The organism is Vibrio sp. Vb1127, assembly GCF_033338735.1.
Classification (GTDB): Bacteria; Pseudomonadota; Gammaproteobacteria; order Enterobacterales; family Vibrionaceae; genus Vibrio; species Vibrio alginolyticus.
In genome coordinates, this window is record NZ_JAWOTF010000037.1 from 1 (window position 1) to 21,979 (window position 21,979).

The window sequence follows — 21,979 nt, forward strand, 5'->3', positions numbered from 1 at the left end:
TCAATCTTGGGCAGTCAGCGTAAAGCTACATTTGTAAGTTATGAACAACAAATTACATCCTTTAACTTTGTGTTCAACTCGTCTAGCTATGCCGATAGATTGCGTAATGCTACGTGTATTTTCAATCTAGACATAAGTCGTATCGGCCTTTAAATAAGCTATATCAACAAGGGGTTTAGTGAAACCCCCAATATAAACAAAACAGAAAATTCAAAGTTTTATTCCGCAAGGTAAAAACCATCTATCAAGCGCCTTATTTTGTAAGTTATTACGTAATAAAATTACATTAAATTTAAAGTCGTTTTATCATTTCAAACAAGCGTATGAATATAGACTGGTAAACAAACACCTTGTATTCACAAGGGCTGAAGAGATGTATTTAAACAGGGGTCAAACAAGGTATGCAGGGCTTTGTGTAAAATTAACATTGTGAAATTTCACTATTTTATGAAAGCTTCATCAAAGAAGAGCTGTAAAATTTTACAAGTCAAAGTTTACCAACAGAATAAAATACTAGAAAGCGCACTGTTTCCAGTGCGCTTTTAGATAAATAATGGAGAAGTAAGGGCTAATACTAATAGCTAAAGCAGCTCTGAAACGACTTCTGCAAGTTGATTAAATGTTTTCGTTCTTGACGAGCTCGGACGCCAAACTAAGCCTATTTCGCGATAAGCTTGTTTACCGGGAGGATCGATCACGACTAAATTCTGGTTATGCAGCAAGCCATGGTCGATAGCCATTTGAGGAATGAACGTTGTTCCCAAACCATTCGCAACCATTTGCACCAGTGTATGGAGGCTGGTTGCCGTAAACGGATTGATTTTTTCTTTGTCTGTTAATTTACACGCTGATACCGCATGTTCCGTTAAGCAATGTTCTTTCTCTAGTAGAAAGACGGATTCGTCAGGTAAATCCGCGTAACGAATCGGCACAGGGACCAATTGGGCTTGATTAGCGCTTATAACCATTCGAAACGGATCCTTACCCACTACTCGGCTTTCCATCCCATCAATTTCGACTGGTAACGCTAAAATAAGCACATCCAGCTCACCATGTCTGAGCGCTTGAAGTAAGTTTGTCGTCGTGTCTTCTCTTAATAAAAGATTCAGTTGTGGAAAACGGTAGTTCACCTCTTGTACCAAATCACACAGTAAAAACGGAGCAATTGTTGGTATACATCCTACTTTTAGCTGGCCTTGCATATCGTCGCCTTGGCACATACGTCCAAGTTCGACCAAATCTTGCCCTTTTGCTAACAGCTCTCGCCCCTGCTTTACTACCATTTCTCCTGTTTGAGTAAAAACCAGTGGACTTTTCTTATCTTTCTTTTCATATAAGGGACAACCTATCAATTCCTCTAAGTTTTGAATACCCTTACTTAAAGTCGACTGACTGACAAAACAACGCTCTGCAGCGTCACTAAAATGTCTTGTTTCATGCAGTGTGACTAAATAGTGTAACTGCTTCAAACTGGGCCATTTATTCATAATTGTATTTGTATCTACCGCCGTTCCAGTGATCGAGTTAAGAGTTTTGTTATTATCGTTTTTTTCGATTAACTCAATCTATTTATTTCGCTTTTTTCAATACTACAATCTGTACTATAGTTTGTCTCGTACAAACACGAACCAAACCGACACAACTGAATTCGGTTTGGAGCTAACCATACTTTTTAGGAGCAAAAAAATGGTACTAGTAGGTCGTCAAGCCCCTGATTTTACTGCAGCAGCTGTTCTAGGTAACGGTGAAATCGTTGAAAACTTCAACTTTGCAGAGTTCACTAAAGGTAAGAAAGCAGTAGTATTCTTCTACCCACTAGATTTCACTTTCGTTTGCCCATCTGAGCTAATCGCATTCGACAACCGTCTAGCTGACTTCCAAGCTAAAGGTGTTGAAGTAATCGGTGTTTCTATCGATTCTCAGTTCTCTCACAACGCATGGCGTAACACTGCTATCGAAGATGGCGGTATCGGTCAAGTTAAGTACCCACTAGTTGCTGACGTTAAGCACGAAATCTGTAAAGCTTACGACGTTGAGCACCCAGAAGCAGGCGTTGCTTTCCGTGGTTCTTTCCTAATCGACGAAGAAGGCGTTGTACGTCACCAAGTAGTTAACGACCTACCACTAGGCCGTAACATCGACGAAATGCTACGCATGGTTGACGCTCTTAACTTCCACCAGAAGCACGGCGAAGTATGTCCTGCACAATGGGAAGAAGGTAAAGCAGGTATGGACGCATCTCCAAAAGGTGTTGCAGCGTTCCTATCTGAGCACGCAGCTGACCTAGGCAAAAAATAATAGACCTTCACCCTAGCTCAACGGGTGTGATGGTTGGATGTATATAAAGCAATAAGCTAATGCGGAAAACCGCAAACGCCAATCAGTCTAAGTAAAGTCCTATCAAAGCCCAGAGCCTCTGCTCTGGGCTTTCTTTTTCCTTCAGATAAACCGCCAAAATGAGGTAACGCTTTAGCGTAAACTTTACCTCTATTTATTATCCCCTCCATACAGATTCTGCTTACTGGCCCTGTTAATATCTTAGCCACAACACTTATTTGTAACGTTAGCAGGATGAATGAACGTGGTTACTCACCTAGAAGTCTGTATTGATAATATTGAATCTCTGCACTACGCCATTGCTGGCGGCGCCACTCGGATTGAACTTTGCTCCTCTTTGGCTTTAGGCGGACTAACACCCAGTTATGGCTTTATGCAGCAAGCGGCTAAGCTTTCTAGTGTTCCAGTTTATGCCATGATCCGCCCACGCCAAGGTGACTTCTTCTACAATGAAGAAGAGATCGAAATGATGCGTTGGGATATTGAAGCAGCTCACCAATCAGGCTTGAGCGGTGTCGTGTTCGGCGTGCTCACTCAAGACGGTGATATTCATATGCCTTACGCGGCTGCGCTGTGTGAATTTGCTCAAGCGCTTGGCTTAGGCGTGACCTTCCATCGTTCCTTTGACCAGTGTCGTGACGCTGAAAAAGCTTTGGAAGAAGTGATCAGCTTAGGTTGTGAACGTATTTTAACCTCCGGTCTTGCGCCTTCAGCACCACAAGGGATCGATGTGCTTAGAGCTTTGGTTAAGCAAGCCCAAGGACGCATAGCAATCATGGCGGGTGCTGGCGTTAATGCGAGTAACGTACGTGCGTTAGTAGAAGACACTCAAGTTCCTGAAATCCATCTGTCAGGCAAAACCACACGCCCTAGCCAAATGACCTTTGTTGCTGAACAAAGCAAAATGGGCGCATCCGATGTCGATGATTTTTTAATCCCCATCACAAGTACACAAGCCATTACCAATGTCGTAGCAGCTCTCAAATAGACGACCGTAACCTCACGCGCATAGCTTTTGAGTGCTAACATATTGTTTATCAAGGAGTGAGGAAAGGTGTATGTCTAAATTGAAGAAAAAGGAATACGAAAAGGAGCTCAAAAACCTTCAAGTTGAGCTCGTAAAACTTCAAGAGTGGGTCAAACACAAAGGGTTAAAAGTGGTGGTTCTGTTTGAAGGACGTGATGCTGCAGGCAAAGGCGGAGTGATAAAGCGAATTACAGAAAAGCTAAACCCGCGTGTTTGTCGCGTAGTGGCTCTGCCTGCACCGACAGAAAAAGAAAAAACGCAATGGTACTTCCAACGTTACGTCGCTCATTTACCATCTGCTGGTGAAATCGTTTTATTTGACCGAAGTTGGTATAACCGAGCAGGTGTCGAAAAAGTCATGGGGTTCTGTACTCCAGACGAATACGAGGAGTTTTTACGCTCTTGCCCTGAATTCGAGAGAATGTTGCAACGCTCTGGGATTATTCTGATTAAGTATTGGTTTTCGGTTTCAGACGAAGAGCAGGAAAAACGTTTTCTAGGTCGAATTAATACGCCGATCAAACGTTGGAAATTCAGCCCAATGGATTTAGAGTCACGTCATCGCTGGGCGGAGTATTCGGAAGCAAAAGATAAGATGTTTGCCTATACAGACACGAAAAACTGCCCTTGGTGGGTCGTCCCTTCAGATGACAAAAAGAAAGCGCGCTTGAACTGTATCAGTCATTTACTAAGCCAGATTGATTACAAAGCACTTGAGTACTCACCCATCGAATTACCTGAACTCAATAAAGAAGGTTACGTCAGAGCGCCCATTGATGATCAGACCTTCGTTCCTGATAAATATTAACGTGCTTTCCTTCTCTCTAATAAATAGGCCAGCCTAAAAGCTGGTCTATTTGTTGAAGTCAGTTACTTCAGTACGTCATCAATACTTTGATCACCTAGGTGGCGTACATCTTTCCCTTTCACAAAGTAAATAATGTATTCACAGATGTTCTGGCAGCGGTCCCCCACGCGTTCAATCGCGCGTGCAGACCACATCACTTGCAGAATATTAGGGATATTTTTTGGATCTTCCATCATGTAAGTCATCAACTGACGAATCACCGCTTCATACTCGGCGTCTAGTTTGTCATCTTGTTTGTGCACCTCTGCTGCCGCTTCTACATCCATACGGGCAAACGCGTCTAAAACCTGATGCAGCATATTAATTGCCTGACGGCAGAGAGGCTCTAACGACACTTGGAATTGTCGTTCTTTTGATGATGGGCTTTCAATGGCAACGTAAGCAATACGTGTCGCCACGTCACCGATACGTTCTAAATCAGTGATCGTTTTGATGATAGCCATAATTAAGCGCAAGTCTTTTGCCGTTGGCTGACGCTTAGCAATAATGCGTGTACAGGCGTCATCGATCGAGACTTCCATCGCATTCACTTTATGATCGTCACGCACAACCTTACGCGCCAGTTCGATGTCTTCTTTATGCAAGGCTTGAATAGCATACGAAAGCTGCTGTTCTACCAAGCCCCCCATGGTTAATACATGAGTACGAATCGATTCTAGCTCTACGTTAAATTGTCCTGAAATATGACGTCCAAAGTGCATGATGTTCCTTATTCCGTATAGAGTCGCGACTTAACCGTAGCGACCCGTAATGTAATCTTCGGTCTGTTTCTTCATTGGCGAAGTGAAGATCGAATCCGCGTCAGAGTATTCAATTAACTTACCCATATGAATGAATGCAGTATGATCACTCACTCGCGCCGCTTGTTGCATATTATGGGTAACGATAACGACAGTATATTGAGTCTTCAGCTCATTGATAAGCTCTTCAATAGTTAAAGTTGAGATTGGATCCAACGCTGATGTTGGCTCGTCCAATAACAGGACTTCCGGCTCAATCGCCACCGCACGTGCAATGACCAAGCGCTGTTGCTGACCACCAGATAAGCCAAATGCGTTCTCATGCAAGCGGTCTTTTACCTCATCCCACAACGCCGCCGAGCGCAAGGATCGCTCCACTGCGTCATCTAAACTGCGGCTGTTTTTTACACCTTGTAAGCGTAAGCCATAAACTACGTTTTCATAAATAGACTTAGGAAATGGATTGGGTCTTTGAAACACCATCCCCACTCGGCGTCGAAGTGTCGCAACATCGACATTAGGATGATAAACATTCTTGCCGTGGAGACGCACTTTACCTGTGACTCGACACCCTTCCACTAAGTCGTTCATGCGATTGATGCAACGTAATAACGTCGACTTTCCACACCCTGAAGGACCGATAAAAGCGGTGACTCGCCCTTTGGGAATTCGCATCGAAATATCATGCAGCGCCTGAGTTTGACCATAGAACAGATTAAGGTTCTCGATTGAGATGGCTGTTTGTTCATCCGTTAAATTATGAACATCCAATGGTGGCTCATAACCTAATGTACTATCAAAATTAAACATACTTAATCTTGTCCTAACGTTCTGTATTTTTCTCGTAAATTATTGCGAATACTGATTGCTGTTAAGTTTAGCCCGACAATCACTGTCACGAGTAAGAAAGAGGTAGCATAAACTAATGGTCGCGCCGCTTCGATGTTGGAGGTTTGAAAGCCAACATCGTAAATGTGAAAACCTAAATGCATGAACTTTCTATCCAAATGCACATAAGGGAATTGTCCGTCAACCGGTAAACTGGATGCCAATTTCACGACCCCCACCAGCATCAGTGGCGCTACTTCGCCAGCTGCACGTGCAATCGCAAGGATCAAACCTGTGATAATAGCTGGCGTCGCCATAGGTAAAACCACACGCCATAGTGTTTCGAACTGAGTTGCACCAAGCGCCAGAGAACCATGTCGTACTGAGCTCGGAATACGAGTTAAACCTTCTTCAGTAGTCACAATCACAACTGGAAGCGTCAGCACGGCAAGAGTTAGTGCAGACCATAACAAACCCGGCGTACCAAAGGTTGGTGCCGGTAGCTTCTCCGCATAGAATACGTTGTCGATAGAGGCACCTATCGTATAAACGAAGAAGCCTAAACCAAACACGCCATAAACAATCGATGGAACACCCGCTAGGTTTATAACTGCAATACGAATCACTCTGGTTAGAGCGTTATTCTTAGCGTATTCATGTAGATAGATAGCGGCGATCACCCCAAGTGGCATCACAATGATCGACATAATGAGTACTAAGAAAACCGTACCAAATATCGCAGGGAACACGCCTCCTTCGGAGTTTGACTCTCTTGGATCTTCAGATAAAAACTTCCAAACCTGTTTTCCCCAATGCATGACTTTATCAGGCAGTGACATTTGGTTTGGATACCAGTAGTCCAAAATATCTTCGAGCGGAATCGATACTTGTGACCCCGTCATATCCTCGGCAATCAAGGCGTAGTCAGAGAGCTGAAGTCGTAAACCATCAAGTTGCAAATCTAACGTCGCAAGCGCTTTTTCTATCTGCTCTTTTTTCGTCTGATTTTCCTTTAAGAAGCTTTCTGTCAGCGTGTCATTCAATTCATGCTTGCGCTTTTCTAATCGCAACTGCTCTAGCTTCCAACCAAGCTCTTTAAGCTGATCGACCACCAAAGAATCAATCTCATGGCGCAGAGTTTCTGCATCATCAAGCTTTTTATTTAGTACCGATTGAATATCACTGGTGTATATATTATCGCCATCTTGAAACGCCACCAGCTTACCAAAGAAATAACCACCGCTACTGCGCTCTATCACCGCCCACTCTTTTGGCGTCGTGGGCTCATCCAACTGCATTTGCAATACGGAGATAAAATCGGCGGGATACAACTCTCGGTTAGCGATTTTGATGTTGAGTCGCGTGGCAAAATCTTCATCGTCTTCTAACTGTTGTGCTGCGCTTTCAGGCAAATAACTCTTCGGTACAAAGCTGCGCTCATACACTTGACCAATCAGAATAGTATTTTCATGTAGCACTTCGCCTTGTACAGGAGTCAGCGCTGCAACATTCCACTGATACAAGGGCGCTGGCCAAAAGTAAGTCAGGCCTTTCCAGCCGATAAGGAGTAACAACCCTAATACCGACAACAAACTGATGCTGACTGCACCGCCTGTTAGCCATATCCACGGTGCGCCAGAACGAATCCAATTTAACACGTTATTACTCGCTCTTTATTCAAACCATTATTACAACGCACGGTACTTATCTCTCAGTCTCTGACGAACCCACTCCGCAAGCGCGTTTACTGCAAACGTAAACACAAACAAAATCAATGCAGCTAGGAACAGCAGGCGATAATGCGAACTTCCAACTTCCGACTCTGGCAACTCAACGGCGATGGTCGCCGACAGGCTGCGCAATCCTTCCAAAATATTCCAATCCATTAATGGCGTATTGCCCGTTGCCATTAACACAATCATGGTTTCGCCAACAGCGCGTCCCAGGCCCATCATAATGGCAGAAAAAATACCTGGGCTTGCAGTAAGCAAGACAACATAGATTAAAGTTTGCCAAGGCGTGGCCCCTAATGCCAAAGAGCCATCCGATAAATGCTTCGGTACAGAGAAAATAGCATCTTCGGCAATGGTAAAAATCGTCGGGATAACAGCAAACCCCATCGCTAGCCCCACCACCAATGCATTGCGTTGATCGTAACCAATACCATGCTCGGTTAAGAATAAGCGCATATCGCCACCAAAGAACGTCTGCTCAATCGTAGGCGAAATCCACACTCCAAGCCCAATCAGTACCAATATGACAGGCATGAGCACTAAAGCATGCCAACCATTAGGCAGACGATTCCGCAAAGGTTGCGGTATTAATGCCCATAGCCCGCCCATAATCATGGTGCTCAAGGGCAAAACAAACAGCATAACGACGATCGTAATCAGGTGATCTTCGACAATAGGCGCGAACCACAATCCCGCGAGGAAACCAATGATCACCGTCGGCAGTGCTTCCATTAGCTCAATCGACGGTTTTACGACACGACGCATGCGTGGCGACATAAAGTAAGCCGTATAAATAGCACCTAGCACTGCGAGCGGTACTGAAAACAGCATCGCAAACATCGCCGCTTTTATCGTTCCAAACGCAATAGGTACTAGGCTGAACTTAGCCTCAAAGTTATCGCTCGCCGAAGTCGATTGCCACACAAATTCAGGCTCAGGATACCCTTCGTACCACACTTCTTGCCATAATGAAGACAATGAAATTTCCGGATAGGCATTGTCCACTTCCGCAACATTTAACGCATTATTTTGCCAAGTGATTAAGTAGCGTTCATTGTTAGACATTGCTGCGATTGCGGGCGCTTGATTATACGCACGCTTAAACAACACCAGTTTTTCACTGGTTGTATAATGGCTTTGCAACGTGCCGTTGGTGTAAAAGCTATAAAATCCTTTTCGATGAGAATCCGGCAACAAATACTTAAGCTCTGATGCCAATTTAAAATCACGAATATGCGTTAACGTGCGTTTTTCTTCTTGCAGCGTATCAAACCATTGCGACACCCGACCATCGTTGTGCGTCACCAAAAGCGAGTAAGCACCAGCCAATAAGTCTATCGTACGAACGGAATGCTTCTTATCACCTTGAGTGAGATCGACCACCTCTCGCACAGCAAATTTACGTGCGGTTTTCTTTAACACGATCAACTCAGAGCCATCGCGCAAATAAAGCGTTTCACCGTCAGGTGTCAACAACATTTGCTGAGGCGTATTAAAGCCTGAAGAGAACGTAAAATCGATCGTTGTAGGAGACGTACCCAAAGACGAAGCCACTTGCCAGCGAGCTTTCACTTCACCGCTTTGCGTCTGCCAAACAACCGTTGGTAAGGGCGTCGAAGCTGCAAATACAAACTGAGTCACAGGATCTTGAGGCGTACTTAGTGTCAGATCCATGCTGGTGTCTAGCTCAATCACTTCCGGAGGACGTGTATTTTCTCTCAATGTGGCATTAAATTCTGGCTTGAAAAGGTTCGCTTTACCCTGCCCATCAACAAATCCATACCAACCTAGCCCAGGAGCAGATTGAGAGAAAGCGACGGGTTTCTGGGCGATTTGCTGTGTATACACCGCAGGTTTCGTAGGATCGTCCATCGACAAATATTGAATCTCACCACTTTGGGTTAGAACGAACGCGAGCTGAGCGTAATCATCCACTGAAATCGCAAGTGGTGTTTCAATATGAGTGGCTCGAATGGCTTGGTTGGTTTTGATCTCCGCATCAGAAAAAAGCGGAATGATCACCATGGCGAGGTAGACAAAGATCAAAATAAGCGCCGCAAGTACGCCGACACCACCGGATGTCACTGCAAGTCGAACTAAACGATCTTTTATCAGTCGTTTCTTATCTTTTTCCTGCAATGAAAACTCGGCTTGTGCCATTTAAATCTCTACCTTTTTTGACTTAGTACTAGAATATGTCGTTAAGATGACAATTATATTACAGATCACATTAAACACCTGAAAAGAATACAACTCTTATGCAATGCGTGGTATGAAATAAATCTGTAATGAAAATCTCATAATGTTCTCACTCATCCATTTTTCCAAGATGAGTACGTATTACTTCACTTTTGGCTAGGTAAGGTTATGAGCGCAGAAAAACTATATATAGAAAAAGAACTGAGTTGGTTGTCTTTCAACGAACGAGTATTACAAGAAGCTGCCGATAAAACCGTCCCTTTGATCGAACGTATTCGCTTTCTTGGGATCTTTTCCAACAATTTAGATGAATTTTACAAAGTACGCTTTGCGGACGTGAAGCGCAGAATCCTAATCAGCCAAGAGCGCGGTGGCAGTGATAGCCCTAAACGACTGTTAACCAAAATGCAGTCGAAAGCACTAAAGCTTAACGAACAATTTGATGAGCTTTACAGCGAATTGATTCGAGAAATGGCGCGACGTCGCATTTTCTTGGTCAACGAACAGCAACTGGATGAATCGCAACAAAAGTGGATCGCGAAATACTTCCGTAGAGAGGTAATGCCGCATATCACTCCCCTCCTAATGAAAGACGAGATTGATGTTCTGCAATTTCTCAAAGACGAGTACGCTTACATCGCCGTAGAACTGCGTAAAGAAGAACATTACCAATACGCTCTGATCGAAATTCCGACCGATCACCTTCCCCGCTTTGTGATGGTACCAGAACAGAAAGGAAAGCGTCGAAAAACCATCATCTTACTTGATAATATTATCCGCCACTGTTTGGACGAGCTGTTCAAAGGCTTTTTTGATTATGATGAGCTTAGCGGCTATGCGATGAAAATGACGCGTGACGCTGAATACGATTTACGCAATGAAATCGAGTACAGCTTGCTTGAACAAATGTCAGAGGGTGTCAATCAGCGACTGACAGCAAAGCCCGTTCGCTTCGTCTACGAACGCGATATGCCGCCTCAAATGTTAGAGTTTCTGTGTAACAAACTTAATATCTCTAACTACGATAACCTTATCCCCGGCGGACGCTATCACAACTTTAAAGACTTCATCGGCTTTCCAAATGTTGGACGAGAGTATCTTGAAAATAAACCTCTCCCGCCAATGAAATGTGCCGATTTCGAAGGTTATGCCAACAGCTTTGACGCGATTAAAGCGAAAGATATTCTGCTCTATTATCCCTACCACACTTTTGACCACATTAGTGAATTAGTGCGCCAAGCCTCCTTCGATCCCAAAGTACTTAGTATCAAGATTAACATTTATCGCGTCGCGAAAGATTCTCGCTTGATGAACTCTTTAATTGATGCAGTGCACAACGGCAAAAATGTCACTGTGGTCGTCGAGCTGCAAGCTCGCTTTGATGAAGAAGCCAATATCGAATGGTCAAAAGTATTAACCGAAGCGGGTGTTCACGTCATCTTTGGTGCACCTGGTCTTAAGATTCACTCAAAGCTACTGATGATTAGCCGACGCGAAGGTGAAGAAATTATTCGCTACGCACACATCGGCACAGGCAACTTCCATGAGAAGACGGCACGAATTTATACCGACTTCTCCCTTCTTACGGCAGATCAAGAAATCACTAATGAAGTCCGTAATGTCTTCGGTTACATTGAGAATCCATACCGACCAGTGAAGTTCAATCACCTTATGGTATCTCCTCGTAATTCTCGAACCCAAATCTACCGCTTAATTGATAATGAAATTGCGAATGCCAAGCTAGGGAAAAAAGCCGCTCTTACGATCAAGGTCAATAACCTAGTCGATAAAGGCATCGTCAATAAGCTTTATGGAGCAAGTACTTCCGGTGTAAAAATAAACATGATCATTCGAGGCATGTGCTCATTAGTACCGGGCATTGAGGGGATCAGCGACAATATTCGCATCATCAGTATTGTTGACCGCTTTCTTGAGCACCCTCGCGTGGTGATCACCCACAATGATGGCGATCCGCAAGTTTATATCTCCTCCGCAGACTGGATGACAAGAAATATTGATCACCGTATCGAGGTAGCAGTACCAGTCCGTGATCCACGTTTGAAACAGAGAATTATTGATATAACGAATATCCATTTTACCGATACAGTAAAGGCTCGTTTAATAGATAAAGAAATGAGTAACGCTTACGTACCACGAGGTAATCGCAAAAAAGTTCGCTCTCAAATCGCTATCTATGACTATCTTAAAAATATAGAAAAGCAAACTAGAAAACAAAATTCAGATGCCTCAAATACTTGAACAAGATACTCGCTACATTGCCGCGATAGACCTCGGCTCAAACAGTTTCCATATGGTGGTGGCCAAAGTTGTTGGCAGTGACCTACAACTGGTTAGTCGTCATAAACAACGTGTTCGCTTAGCATCAGGACTCGACAGTGAATTGAACTTAAGTCACGCCGCAATGGAGCGTGCACTAGAATGCTTAGCCATGTTCGCTGAAAGGTTGCAAGGGCTTGATGAGTCAAATGTACGTATCGCCGCAACACACACACTAAGACGCGCTAAAAATGCCCACCTTTTCATCGAGCGTGCAAAAGAAGTGATGCCTTTCCCAATAGAAATTATCCCTGGAGAAGAAGAAGCCCGCCTGATTTACTTAGGTGTCGCGCACACTCAAGTAGAATCCAACTCCAAACTAGTCATCGATATCGGAGGCGGCAGTACCGAGATGATTATTGGACAAGAATTTGAGCCTGAGCTTCTCAACAGTAAACAGATGGGATGCGTCAGTTTTACAGAGCAATACTTTAAAAACGGCAAACTGTCAGGAAAAAACTTCAGCAAGGCGATGTTAGCGGCCGAACAAAAACTCGAGTCCATCGCTTCAACATATCGTAAAAAGGGCTGGGATATTGCTCTCGGCTCATCAGGAACCATCAAAGCGATTCAAGAAGTGCTAGTAGGATTAGGTTTTGAAGATGGCCTGATCACAGCGAGTCGACTGGATACACTTATCGAAACTCTGTGTAAATTTGATTCAATTGAAGATATTGAGCTGGCGGGTCTAACAGAAGAACGTAAACCCGTATTCGCAGCAGGCGTAGCGATTTTGTCCGCGATTTTCAAAGCGCTTCGCATTGAGCAAATGTTTTTCTCCGATGGTGCTCTACGCGAAGGCCTGTTGTACGAAATGGAAGAACGTTTTGCACGCTCCGATATTCGCATGCGCACCACAGAAAATTTAGCCAACAAGCACCGAGTCGACTTAGAGCATGCCGCTCGTGTTAAGGGGCATGCACGTGAGATGTTATGTCAGGTACGCTCTGAACTAGGCATTAAGAAAAAGAGTGAGTTATTTGACTTACTAGAATGGGCAGCGTTGCTTCATGAAGTCGGATTAAGTATCAACTTGCGTAGTTTCCATCGCCACTCTTTTTATATTCTGTTGCACTCCACCCTACAAGGCTTCAACCGTGAGCAGCAATTAGTGCTTGCAACATTAGCTCGCTTCCAGCGTAAAGCGCTCAAATTGCAAGAACTACCAGATTTCAACCTCTATAAACAGAGTGACATTATAAGCCTCATCAAAATATTACGACTTTCTATCGTATTAAATGGGCAGCGTAATGAAGATCCATTGCCTGATATCACCTTATCTATCAAAAATGACGAATGGATTCTCACCTGCACAGATGAAGCATGGCTAGAAAACAATAAATTACTTCACGCGGATTTACAGGAAGAACAAGAACGTTGGGACAGCGCGAAGTGGACACTCACTTTCTGATCTCGTACTGTCCATACCTAAATAAAAAGTCGGCTTACAGGCCGACTTTTTTTAACTCTTCTTCTGCAAAGTCTGCCGTAATGGGCACATAACCATCTTTCTCAACCAACGCTTGTCCCTGAGCAGAAAAGATAAAGCGAATAAACTCAGCTTCAATTGGTGTTAATGGGTAATCAGGGTGCTTATTCACGTAAACATATAAGTAACGTGATAGTGGGTACTTACCACTAACAATATGTTCTCGCGTTGGAGTCACGTAGTCATTTCCCATTTTAGCCACAGGGACTAAGCGCACGCCTGCCACTCGATAACCGACACCGGAATAACCAATTCCACTGATGGTTGACGCTACAGCTTGCACAACTGACGCGGAGCCTGGCTGCTCGTTAACTCGAGTCTTGAAATCGCCGCCACACAAGGCATTACTTTTGAAGTAACCATAAGTTCCAGAAACGGAGTTACGACCAAACAACTGTACGTTTCGCTTTGCCCACTGTGATTCAAGACCGAGTTGCTGCCAGTTTGTTACAAATTGACTTTCACCACAGCGTAGCGTGGCAGAAAACAAAGCATCTAATTGACTAAAGTTAAGACCTTGAATTGGATTATCTTGATGAACAAAAATACCGATTGCATCGATGGCTACCCTAAGCGCCGTTGGCTTGTAGCCATGTTCACGTTCAAACGCTTCAACCTCTCTTAAACGCATAGGGCGGCTCATGGGACCAAACTGAGCTGTTTGTTCGGTCAATGCTGGAGGGGCAGTAGAAGAGCCAGACGCTTGGACTTGCGCATTAATATTCGGGTAAATGGATTTAAACTCTTCAACCCAAAGCGTTGTCATACCCGCAAGTGTATCGGAGCCAACAGAGAGCAAGTTCCCGACAATCCCCGTCGTTTTATGATAAGTCGGCAATGGTTTATCTTGAGCGCCAGCCATAAAAGAACAAACAAGCGCGAATAAACTGAATGTTTTTGCCAATCGTAAAGTCATTATTTCACCACCAAACGCTCAGGCAATACGAAAGAAAACTTACTGCCCACACCTACTTCACTGTGAATTTCTAAATGAGAGTCATGGTGACTCAGCGCGTGTTTTACAATGGCTAGCCCTAAACCACTTCCACCAGTATCACGTGATCTTGCTTTATCCACTCGATAAAAACGCTCAGTAAGTCGATGGAGGTGCTGAGGTTCAATGCCATCACCACTATCTTCCACCTCTAAGCATGCGCCTTGAGAGGTCTGGAACCAACGAACATTAATGTTCGCACCAGGCGGTGTGTATTTGACGGCATTATAAACGAGGTTAGAGATAGCACTACGTAACTGGTCATCATCGCCCAGCACGCGTAGGCTAGCATCAACATCAAATTTCAATTTATGTTGGTTGTCCCCACTAAGGCTAACCGCCTCTTTTTCTAACACTTCAAGCATCGCGGGCACATTCACGACTTCCTCAAGCTCATGCATAGGTGCCGCTTCAATTTTAGATAGTGTCAGTAGTTGGTTCACCAAACTGTTCATGCGGTTAAGCTGCTCCGTCATGACACCATGAGCTTTGCTCCACATTGGACCCACGACCATATCAGGATCTTCTGTCATCTCAAGATAACCTTGTAGCACCGTCATTGGTGTACGCAGTTCATGAGATACGTTGGCAAAGAAGTTGCGACGCATTCCCTCAAGTTGTTTTAACTGGCTAACATCACGCACCACCATCAAATGTTCACCTTCGGTATACGGTACGATACGTAGTTCTAGCATGCGTTCGACATTGAGTGGTGAACGCATTTCTAATGGCTCTGAAAAGTCTTTCTTGTTGAGGTACTTGATAAAATCAGGTGTACGAATGAGATTGGAGATAGGTTGACCTGAATCTTCTGGCCAATGAAAGCCCAGTAAGTGCTGAGCCAGCTTGTTGCACCAAACAATATTACCTTCAGCACGGAATACCACTACCGCATCGGGTAGCGATTCTGCACCATTTCGGAATCGACGAATAAGATTAGTAAGCTCTTTTCGTTTGCGGCGTTGGCGCTGTTGTAAGCGATACAACCCATTGAACAAAGATTCCCAGTTACCGCTACCAGATGGTGGCGTGAGGCGTTTTTCATCCCATAACCAAGAAGATAAACGTACTTGGTTATGCAAATGCCACACAAGCTGCAATGCCGTAGCAGCCAAAAGCAACCACGGCATATAACCGAATATCCAACCTACTATCACCCATGGGGTGTAAAAAAAAGCCAGCTCCCAGGCCAGCTTTTTCCACGTTAATCTTTCAACCACTCATAACTCCAGAAATGGTACCGATAAGCTGCGTGTTAATTTATGCCTTCGTCGAGAAGCGGTATCCAGCACCACGAACAGTTTGGATCAGCTTATCATGCCCTGCAGCTTCCAATGCTTTACGCAGGCGGCGAATGTGAACATCGACCGTACGGTCTTCGACATACACGTTAGTGCCCCAAACATTGTTTAATAGCTGCTCACGGCTGTATACGCGTTCTTGATGCGTCATGAAAAAATGAAGCATCTTAAATTCTGTTGGACCCATGTCTAATGGCGCATCATTAGCCGTAACACGGTGCGATACAGGGTCAAGCTTTAATCCCTGTACATCAATTACATCTTCTAGTGCAGTCGGAGTAACGCGACGAATCACCGCTTTTAAGCGTGCAACCAACTCTTTAGGAGAGAATGGCTTAGTAATGTAGTCATCCGCACCGACTTCTAAACCGCGCACTTTATCTTCTTCTTCACCACGAGCGGTAAGCATCACAACTGGAATGTTGCGCGTTAATTCCTCTCGCTTCATATGTTTGATGAAGTTAATGCCACTACCGCCTGGTAACATCCAATCCAGTAAAACTAAATCAGGGAAGGGTTCAGCCAGTTTGGTTACTGCAGTATCATAATCTTCCGCTTCTACCGCTTGGTAACCTTTCTGCTCAAGTACGAAGCACAGCATTTCGCGAATAGGAGCTTCGTCTTCAACAACCAGAATCCTTCTAGACATAATTGAGTAACCTTATGTTCGTTGAGCTAATGAATTTAAGAGACAAAGCGCCTCTCTATGCATAAGCATTATCACTACCAATTATGACACTTTTGTGACCTTTGAAAACAAATTTTCATATAACTTTCTTTTGAGGTTCATTCGGATATTTTTCATTTCTATTAAGACATCAGCACAAAAATTCCCTATGATTAGTCCCTTGTCATCAAGCCTAGAGAAGATTTATGTGGTTTAAAAACTGTCTGGTATACCGCGTTAACCGCGAGGTTACTTTTAACGCCGAACAACTAGAAACTCAGCTGTCTGAATTCCGATTCACCCCGTGTGGCAGTCAAGACAAACAGAAATTTGGCTGGGTCAGTGCAATGGGTAGACATGGCGATATAATGACTCACGTGTCAGAAAACCGCATTCTGATTTGCGCCAAGAAAGAAGAGAAAATGCTACCTGCCTCTGTGATCAAAGAATCATTGAATGCAAAAGTAGAAGCAATGGAAGCGCAAGAAGGTCGTCCTCTGAAGAAGAAAGAGAAAGACAATCTGAAAGATGACATCGTAATGGATTTACTGCCGCGCGCATTCAGCCGCAGCAGCCACACTCACGTGCTCATCATGCCAAAAGAAGGTTTTATCCTTGTTGATGCAAGCAGCTATAAAAAAGCAGAAGATGTATTAGCATTGCTTCGTAAAACCATGGGTAGTTTACCTGTTGTTCCTGCTATTCCAGAAGTGGCGATTGAAACTACGCTAACCGAGTGGGTGAAAAGCGGTGACACACCTCAAGGTATCAGCATGATGGACGAAGCTGAGCTAAAATCCGTACTTGAAGAAGGTGGTGTGATTCGCTGTAAGAAGCAAGAGCTAACCACTGATGAAATCCGCAACCACATCGCTGCGGATAAAGTCGTGACGAAACTTGCGCTTAATTGGCAAGATCGTATTGAGTTCATTATGACGGAAGATGCAGGCATCAAACGTCTAAAATTCTCTGATGAATTGAAAGATCAAAACGATGATATTCCACGTGAAGATCAAGCAGCTCGATTTGATGCAGACTTCTCTCTAATGTGTGGAGAGTTCAGTGCTTTCCTTCCCAACCTATACGATGCGCTAGGCGGCTTACCGAATCCTAACGCATAATATTGTATAAAGGTTAACCATAACGCCCTCACTTTTTTTGAGGGCGTTTTTCTATCTGAAGCACAATTACCCTAGTCACAGTTCACATTTTGACGTAAAATTTGCGCCCCATTTCCATTAGGTGGAATTGGCCTGACTTGTGATCAGATAAAAGAGAATTGAGCAATGACAACTGAGAAAGCATTCGTGCCTGAGCTACTATCTCCAGCGGGCAGCCTGAAAAACATGCGTTACGCATTCGCCTACGGGGCAGATGCAGTTTACGCTGGCCAACCTCGCTACAGCCTTCGCGTACGTAACAACGAGTTTAACCACGAGAACCTAAAAATCGGTATCGATGAAGCCCACGCCCTAGGCAAAAAGCTTTATGTGGTATGTAACATTCAACCACACAACTCGAAGCTAAAAACGTTCATCCGTGATCTTAAGCCAATCGTAGAGATGGGTCCTGACGCATTGATCATGTCAGATCCAGGCCTAATTATGATGGTTCGTGAAGCTTTCCCAGAAATGCCAATTCACCTTTCTGTACAAGCGAACGCTGTAAACTGGGCGACCGTTAAGTTCTGGGCAGCGAATGGCGTGGAGCGTGTGATCGTTTCTCGCGAGCTATCTCTAGAAGAAATCGAAGAAATTCGTGAGCATTGCCCTGAAACTGAGCTTGAAGTATTCGTTCACGGTGCATTATGCATGGCTTACTCTGGTCGTTGCCTACTTTCTGGCTATATCAACAAACGTGACCCTAACCAAGGCACTTGCACTAACGCATGCCGCTGGGAATACAAAGTTGAAGAGGGTAAAGAAAACGACGCTGGTGATATCGTAGAGAAATTCGACCCGACTGAAGCACAGCCTGTCGAAGTACAAGACGAGCGCCCTGAAACCACAATTGGTCGCGGCAAACCAACAGATGAAGTCGTTCTGCTTTCTGAAGCGCACCGTCCAGAAGAAAAAATGGCGGCTTACGAAGATGAGCATGGTACTTACATCATGAACTCTAAAGACCTACGAGCGGTTCAGCACGTTGAACGCTTAACTAAGATGGGTGTTCACTCATTGAAAATTGAAGGTCGTACTAAATCGTTCTACTACTGCGCACGTACCGCTCAAGTTTATCGTAAAGCAATTGATGATGCTGTAGCAGGTCGACCATTCGATGAAAGCCTAATGGGTACACTAGAAAGCCTAGCTCACCGTGGCTACACTGAAGGCTTCCTACGCCGTCATACACACGATACTTACCAAAACTACGATTACGGTTACTCAGTCTCTGATGCTCAACAGTTTGTTGGTGAATTCACTGGCAAACGTCGTGGTGACATGGCTGAAGTAGAAGTAAAAAATAAGTTTCTTGTCGGTGATAGCCTTGAACTAATGACGCCAAAAGGCAATATTGTTTTCACGCTAGAGGCAATGGAAAACCGCAAATCAGAGTCTATTGAAGACGCGAAAGGAAACGGTCACTTTGTATTCATTCCAGTACCAGCAGAGCTAGATTTAGAATATGGCCTATTAATGCGTAATCTAAACTCAGGGCAGGACACCCGTAACCCGACTGGTAAGTAACCATGGCCTTGCTCATTACTGATAAATGCATTAACTGCGACATGTGTGATCCCGAATGCCCCAATGGGGCAATCAGTATGGGAGAGAGCATTTTCGAAATTGATCCAGCGCTATGTACAGAGTGTAAGGGGCATTACGAAAAGCCGACCTGTCAGTCAGTGTGTCCAATTACAAAATGCATAATCACTGATCCGAACCATGTCGAAACTGAAGAGCAGTTGCTTGAAAAATTCGTGATTATTCAAGGGTTAGCATAAGAGCAATTAGGTTCAACTTTGACATCAAAGTTGAACCTTTTCTCAACCTGATTTTTCAATAGGGATAATATTGCAGAATAGCTCTTTTTCAAAATGATACTCTAGTCTCTCACGCCAATTCTCCGCTTGAGAAACAGGTATTAAATAAAAGTTTTCTCGGCTCGTATCAGTAACGAAAGCCATCCCATATTGCATCAGCTCATAATGCACATCATTAACAAAACCCGGATCAAGGCGTTGACGCCCAGTCAGGTGATTCACATCCTCTCGAGTCAAAGAGACTCCTTTAGTATCACTGCTAAATCTGTGTCTTAACCACTCTGCAAATTCTTTTGCACAAATCATAGTCATGGTTTTGTCCTTGATTTACTCTTCTAACAGGAAAAGGGCATATCCCTGCCTTACACACTTGTCTGCGTTGTTATCGCTTTTTAGCCAACTGACAGACATATTGCTAAGAAACCAGAGTATCGTGACGAAAGATCTTTTTCTAAACAGAGAAGTTACAACTTACCCATACTACAACTCTTTGTTTAATTTAGATTTCTATAATATGTCCCCAAAACTAATTGGGTTAGTTTTTGTATTGGTACTATTCAATGTAGACAAAAGTATGATGTTTCTCCAGTTTCATAAAAGAGATCACCAAGTACAGATAAACCTGAAGAGTAACACTAATTAGGATTGATAAGCGGCAAGCATTGAGGTGGAACGACTTTTTTTCGTTTGGGCTTAGAGGTTGTTTTTACCCGTGGAGGGGTATCAATAGGTTTTGCTTTCGGGGCCCAACTTGCAAGCTCCACACCGCAGCCATCGCCTACTGGAGGTGGTGCTTGATCAACACAATAGTCGCTCGAATCAGGACAAGACAACCTGACGTGAAAGTGGTAATGATGCCCCCACCATGGACGTACTTTACGTAACCAAGAACGATCTTTGCCGTTTTCTTGCAAGCAAAGTTGCTCCTTAATAACAGGATGTACAAAAATTCGTGCAACATCCTTACTTTTTGAAGCGTACCGAATTAGCTTAAAGTGCCGTTCTTCCCAGCGATGATTAAGTATGGAATAACCTTTTAAATCCACCACACTCATGGGCTTAGGAAGTTGTAATTCGTTATAAGAAAGCGGTTGGTCAGCAAGTCTTAACCAGATATCGATATCTAACCCGGTTTGATGACTAGAATGACCAGAGGAGAACCTTCCACCTCTAGGTAAAGACAAATCACCAATCAACAGAGTGGTGTTGAGATTTTGATGAGCTTTAAGCGCCAGATTTTCAATAAACTCTATCGTTTTAGGGTGCCCATAGTAGCGCTTCGTTTTACTACGTAAGACTTGATAACCAACGCCATCGAGAGGCAAGGGTAATGCACCATCTAAACAACCGTTAGCATAACTACCAATAGAGGAGGAAGAGTTTCGGGTAGGATTAACCGCAGACTCCCAAGGAGTAGAACATACTGAAGCTGAGAAACATAAACCCAAAGTTACAATGAAACTCAGCCTCATAGCCTTTAACCTTTAGTAGTGTTCGCCATTATCGTAATAAGCTTTAGGAGATAAGGCGGAAAAGATAACTGCAACATCAATGTCGGCACCAGCGATACCGCGCACTTGTTGCGTAATAAGCTTGGCAACTTCATCTTGCACTTCCTGGCCACGGTCGAACCAAAGCACTTCGACAAAAGGATATGCAGCACTCACCTCACCCTCATTGAAAAACGTAGTGTAGATATACTCAAAAGTAAAATCCTCACGCGGACAGTCCATTAGAGGCTGAAGTTCATCCGTAAGAGGTTTTGATAATGCCTGAACAGCTTGTGGCTCTACAGCACGGAATCGAAAATGTGGCATAAACTTACTTCCTAATTATTAGCATCAATGCATGATGATAACAGGAACCAAGTCAGTAATCATCCAAGCCAATGTAACCACTGACCTTTCAATAGATTGTGAATCAGATGTGCTCGATAACGAAGAAAAAGCGTTATAAAAATTCGAAGGTAAAACAGAAAGAGCAAAGCGATACATCAACATTTAATAATTACATTACTAGAAAATAAAACTATCTGAAGCAAAGGTATGCCATATTCGTTGGATAAACATACACCTGACGTCGAAACTATACGTTAGGAATAAAAGAGCCCCTGACCTAAGCCAGAGCTTATGAACATGGGGGATAGGTGAAGTGGACCAATATCCCGGAGATATGAACTTTCAATCCCCCGATACTTTGGTATCAGAGGAATCGACAACTCTTCCAACTAGTCAGCTTCTCTTTTCTTCAGATGCAAAAAAGCCCCAGCATTACTGCTGAGGCTTTAGATTATGGCAGGGGTGGAGAGATTCGAACTCCCAACACGCGGATTTGGAATCCGCTGCTCTGCCAATTGGAGCTACACCCCTGTAATTCGTGTTTATTGAGACGACGCTCAAATAAGTGGCGGAGTGGACGGGACTCGAACCCGCGACCCCCGGCGTGACAGGCCGGTATTCTAACCAACTGAACTACC

The 21,979-nt window shown here is 44.0% G+C and carries 19 protein-coding genes and 1 tRNA gene; 8 read left to right on the top strand and 12 right to left on the bottom strand.

Annotation, left to right across the window (positions count from 1 at the left end; all coding sequences use genetic code 11):
- Positions 1–581: 581 nt before the first annotated feature.
- Positions 582–1,487, bottom strand: a complete 906-nt coding sequence (locus tag R7H07_RS22810) for a hydrogen peroxide-inducible genes activator (protein WP_206959754.1) — start codon at positions 1,485–1,487, stop codon at positions 582–584.
- 199 nt (positions 1,488–1,686) lie between these two features.
- Between R7H07_RS22810 and R7H07_RS22815 the strand changes: the two genes are divergently transcribed.
- The 3 genes from R7H07_RS22815 (at position 1,687) to ppk2 (ending at position 4,172) form a co-directional block, all read left to right on the top strand.
- A complete protein-coding gene (locus R7H07_RS22815; protein ID WP_005381738.1) occupies positions 1,687–2,298 on the top strand; it encodes a peroxiredoxin C in 612 nt (203 codons plus the stop codon).
- A 283-nt stretch (positions 2,299–2,581) separates the two neighbouring features.
- Positions 2,582–3,325: a copper homeostasis protein CutC gene (locus R7H07_RS22820; RefSeq protein WP_238762455.1), complete on the top strand. Its 744-nt coding sequence runs from the start codon at positions 2,582–2,584 to the stop codon at positions 3,323–3,325.
- A gap of 70 nt (positions 3,326–3,395) precedes the next feature.
- Positions 3,396–4,172: a polyphosphate kinase 2 gene (gene ppk2 / locus R7H07_RS22825; RefSeq protein WP_005381743.1), complete on the top strand. Its 777-nt coding sequence runs from the start codon at positions 3,396–3,398 to the stop codon at positions 4,170–4,172.
- Positions 4,173–4,234: 62 nt separating this feature from the next.
- On the opposite strand, the gene phoU is transcribed toward ppk2, so the two are convergent.
- From phoU to R7H07_RS22845, 4 genes are read right to left on the bottom strand one after another with little or no spacing between them, the layout of a single operon-like run.
- Positions 4,235–4,933, bottom strand: coding sequence for a phosphate signaling complex protein PhoU (gene phoU / locus R7H07_RS22830; protein WP_005381744.1), 699 nt, complete (start codon positions 4,931–4,933; stop codon positions 4,235–4,237).
- 30 nt (positions 4,934–4,963) lie between these two features.
- On the bottom strand, positions 4,964–5,782 hold the full coding sequence (gene pstB, locus R7H07_RS22835) for a phosphate ABC transporter ATP-binding protein PstB (RefSeq protein ID WP_005381745.1): 819 nt from the start codon (positions 5,780–5,782) through the stop codon (positions 4,964–4,966).
- Between the two features lie 2 nt (positions 5,783–5,784).
- The gene (gene pstA / locus R7H07_RS22840; protein ID WP_151514535.1) at positions 5,785–7,458 is read right to left on the bottom strand and encodes a phosphate ABC transporter permease PstA; all 1,674 of its coding nucleotides are present in this window, start codon (positions 7,456–7,458) and stop codon (positions 5,785–5,787) included.
- Positions 7,459–7,488: 30 nt separating this feature from the next.
- Positions 7,489–9,693, bottom strand: a complete 2,205-nt coding sequence (locus R7H07_RS22845; protein WP_005381747.1) for an ABC transporter permease subunit — start codon at positions 9,691–9,693, stop codon at positions 7,489–7,491.
- A gap of 207 nt (positions 9,694–9,900) precedes the next feature.
- Here R7H07_RS22845 and ppk1 point away from each other — a divergent pair, with 207 nt between their 5' ends.
- Together ppk1 and ppx are read left to right on the top strand one after the other, a co-directional pair.
- Entirely contained in the window at positions 9,901–11,991 is a 2,091-nt protein-coding gene (ppk1, locus tag R7H07_RS22850; protein WP_005381748.1) for a polyphosphate kinase 1, read from the top strand.
- Complete coding sequence (gene ppx / locus R7H07_RS22855) at positions 11,975–13,480, top strand: exopolyphosphatase (protein ID WP_053306546.1); 1,506 nt, start codon at positions 11,975–11,977, stop codon at positions 13,478–13,480. Before ppk1 ends, ppx begins: the two co-directional genes overlap by 17 nt.
- Positions 13,481–13,514: 34 nt before the next feature.
- Here the strand turns inward: ppx and R7H07_RS22860 are convergent, their stop codons facing one another.
- From R7H07_RS22860 to phoB, 3 genes are read right to left on the bottom strand one after another with little or no spacing between them, the layout of a single operon-like run.
- On the bottom strand, positions 13,515–14,474 hold the full coding sequence (locus tag R7H07_RS22860; protein WP_053306547.1) for a PstS family phosphate ABC transporter substrate-binding protein: 960 nt from the start codon (positions 14,472–14,474) through the stop codon (positions 13,515–13,517).
- A complete protein-coding gene (gene phoR / locus R7H07_RS22865) occupies positions 14,474–15,772 on the bottom strand; it encodes a phosphate regulon sensor histidine kinase PhoR (protein ID WP_005383667.1) in 1,299 nt (432 codons plus the stop codon). The genes R7H07_RS22860 and phoR overlap by 1 nt, the downstream gene beginning before the upstream one ends.
- A 40-nt stretch (positions 15,773–15,812) precedes the next feature.
- Complete coding sequence (gene phoB / locus R7H07_RS22870; RefSeq protein WP_005381752.1) at positions 15,813–16,502, bottom strand: phosphate regulon transcriptional regulator PhoB; 690 nt, start codon at positions 16,500–16,502, stop codon at positions 15,813–15,815.
- A 224-nt stretch (positions 16,503–16,726) separates the two neighbouring features.
- On the opposite strand from phoB, the gene rdgC reads away from it, so the two are divergent.
- The 3 genes from rdgC to R7H07_RS22885 all read left to right on the top strand — a co-directional run bounded on the left by rdgC (position 16,727) and on the right by R7H07_RS22885 (position 19,464).
- Positions 16,727–17,641: a recombination-associated protein RdgC gene (gene rdgC, locus R7H07_RS22875; protein WP_206959757.1), complete on the top strand. Its 915-nt coding sequence runs from the start codon at positions 16,727–16,729 to the stop codon at positions 17,639–17,641.
- Positions 17,642–17,806: 165 nt separating this feature from the next.
- On the top strand, positions 17,807–19,207 hold the full coding sequence (gene yegQ / locus R7H07_RS22880; protein ID WP_005381754.1) for a tRNA 5-hydroxyuridine modification protein YegQ: 1,401 nt from the start codon (positions 17,807–17,809) through the stop codon (positions 19,205–19,207).
- Between the two features lie 2 nt (positions 19,208–19,209).
- Positions 19,210–19,464: a YfhL family 4Fe-4S dicluster ferredoxin gene (locus R7H07_RS22885; RefSeq protein ID WP_005381763.1), complete on the top strand. Its 255-nt coding sequence runs from the start codon at positions 19,210–19,212 to the stop codon at positions 19,462–19,464.
- Between the two features lie 42 nt (positions 19,465–19,506).
- Here the strand turns inward: R7H07_RS22885 and R7H07_RS22890 are convergent, their stop codons facing one another.
- From R7H07_RS22890 to R7H07_RS22905, 4 genes are all read right to left on the bottom strand, one after another.
- Positions 19,507–19,815 carry a hypothetical protein gene (locus tag R7H07_RS22890; RefSeq protein WP_005381765.1) on the bottom strand — a complete coding sequence of 103 codons (309 nt, stop codon included), beginning with the start codon at positions 19,813–19,815 and terminating at the stop codon, positions 19,507–19,509.
- A 323-nt stretch (positions 19,816–20,138) separates the two neighbouring features.
- Positions 20,139–20,975, bottom strand: a complete 837-nt coding sequence (gene mepA / locus R7H07_RS22895) for a penicillin-insensitive murein endopeptidase (protein ID WP_017633932.1) — start codon at positions 20,973–20,975, stop codon at positions 20,139–20,141.
- Positions 20,976–20,987: 12 nt separating this feature from the next.
- Positions 20,988–21,320, bottom strand: coding sequence for a DUF1904 domain-containing protein (locus tag R7H07_RS22900; protein ID WP_005381768.1), 333 nt, complete (start codon positions 21,318–21,320; stop codon positions 20,988–20,990).
- 475 nt (positions 21,321–21,795) lie between these two features.
- Positions 21,796–21,872, bottom strand: a tRNA-Trp gene (locus R7H07_RS22905).
- Between the last annotated feature and the right edge of the window lie 107 nt (positions 21,873–21,979).

Bases quoted from the DNA above. Each gene is read 5' to 3' on its own strand.
- R7H07_RS22810 (WP_206959754.1), bottom strand. From the start codon at position 1,487: ATGAATAAATGGCCCAGTTTGAAGCAGTTACACTATTTAGTCACACTG.
- R7H07_RS22815 (WP_005381738.1), top strand. From the start codon at position 1,687: ATGGTACTAGTAGGTCGTCAAGCCCCTGATTTTACTGCAGCAGCTGTT.
- ppk2 (WP_005381743.1), top strand. From the start codon at position 3,396: ATGTCTAAATTGAAGAAAAAGGAATACGAAAAGGAGCTCAAAAACCTT.
- phoU (WP_005381744.1), bottom strand. From the start codon at position 4,933: ATGCACTTTGGACGTCATATTTCAGGACAATTTAACGTAGAGCTAGAA.
- pstB (WP_005381745.1), bottom strand. From the start codon at position 5,782: ATGTTTAATTTTGATAGTACATTAGGTTATGAGCCACCATTGGATGTT.
- R7H07_RS22845 (WP_005381747.1), bottom strand. From the start codon at position 9,693: ATGGCACAAGCCGAGTTTTCATTGCAGGAAAAAGATAAGAAACGACTG.
- ppk1 (WP_005381748.1), top strand. From the start codon at position 9,901: ATGAGCGCAGAAAAACTATATATAGAAAAAGAACTGAGTTGGTTGTCT.
- ppx (WP_053306546.1), top strand. From the start codon at position 11,975: ATGCCTCAAATACTTGAACAAGATACTCGCTACATTGCCGCGATAGAC.
- R7H07_RS22860 (WP_053306547.1), bottom strand. From the start codon at position 14,474: ATGACTTTACGATTGGCAAAAACATTCAGTTTATTCGCGCTTGTTTGT.
- phoB (WP_005381752.1), bottom strand. From the start codon at position 16,502: ATGTCTAGAAGGATTCTGGTTGTTGAAGACGAAGCTCCTATTCGCGAA.
- rdgC (WP_206959757.1), top strand. From the start codon at position 16,727: ATGTGGTTTAAAAACTGTCTGGTATACCGCGTTAACCGCGAGGTTACT.
- yegQ (WP_005381754.1), top strand. From the start codon at position 17,807: ATGACAACTGAGAAAGCATTCGTGCCTGAGCTACTATCTCCAGCGGGC.
- R7H07_RS22885 (WP_005381763.1), top strand. From the start codon at position 19,210: ATGGCCTTGCTCATTACTGATAAATGCATTAACTGCGACATGTGTGAT.
- R7H07_RS22890 (WP_005381765.1), bottom strand. From the start codon at position 19,815: ATGACTATGATTTGTGCAAAAGAATTTGCAGAGTGGTTAAGACACAGA.
- mepA (WP_017633932.1), bottom strand. From the start codon at position 20,975: ATGAGGCTGAGTTTCATTGTAACTTTGGGTTTATGTTTCTCAGCTTCA.
- R7H07_RS22900 (WP_005381768.1), bottom strand. From the start codon at position 21,320: ATGCCACATTTTCGATTCCGTGCTGTAGAGCCACAAGCTGTTCAGGCA.